The 576-nt window shown below is 44.4% G+C and carries 1 protein-coding gene and 1 pseudogene; one reads left to right on the top strand and one right to left on the bottom strand.

Annotated elements, in window-relative coordinates:
• Nucleotides 1-175: IS1 family transposase (locus CKO27_RS24075; RefSeq protein ID WP_200377400.1), on the bottom strand; the 175-nt coding region annotated here is incomplete at its 3' end.
• A 63-nt stretch (nt 176-238) separates the two neighbouring features.
• Here CKO27_RS24075 and CKO27_RS24080 point away from each other — a divergent pair.
• Nucleotides 239-433: pseudogene (locus CKO27_RS24080) on the top strand (transposase); the annotation flags it as partial.
• Nucleotides 434-576: the final 143 nt, after the last annotated feature.

Genomic DNA, 576 nt, shown 5'->3' on the forward strand with positions numbered 1-576 from the left:
TCCGTTCAAGAAGCAGTCGATCAATCAGCGATTTGGTCTCTTCAGAAATATCTGAAACCAAGGGGTCAAGCACGAATTGACGACCACATTCCCGACAAAGATGGTTTTGCTTTCCGGTTGCATTAAATCCATTCTTCACGATCTTGGTAGAGTTGCAAGTAGGGCAGTGATTCATGTTTGAATAAATCCAGTCAGATAATAGATCATATAGATTGTGGCACTACCGAAAAAAGGGGTTAAAGGTTTCCATGTTTTACCCCACCGCTGGGTCGTTGAGCGAACATTTGCATGGCTTGGCCGATCACGTCGGCTGAGTAGAGATTATGAACGCAAGCCTACGTCGAGTGAGGCACAAGTTTATCTCGCCTCAGGCCGCTTACTTCTTCGCCAAATAGGCCATAATCAGATACAATATAAATTAGGCGTTAATTGATTTTTATTAACTGTTACCTGGTTCCGTGAACTGAATGAACCGTCTTCCAAGAATTCCCGTTACATAACAAGAGGATGGAGGTAAAATACGCCCATTCTAGGGCTCACCCGGCAGGTGACAAGTTGCGACGTTTCATCATCACG

The sequence above is a fragment of the Thiocystis violacea genome (assembly GCF_016583575.1).
In the GTDB taxonomy this organism is placed as follows: domain Bacteria; phylum Pseudomonadota; class Gammaproteobacteria; order Chromatiales; family Chromatiaceae; genus Thiocystis; species Thiocystis violacea.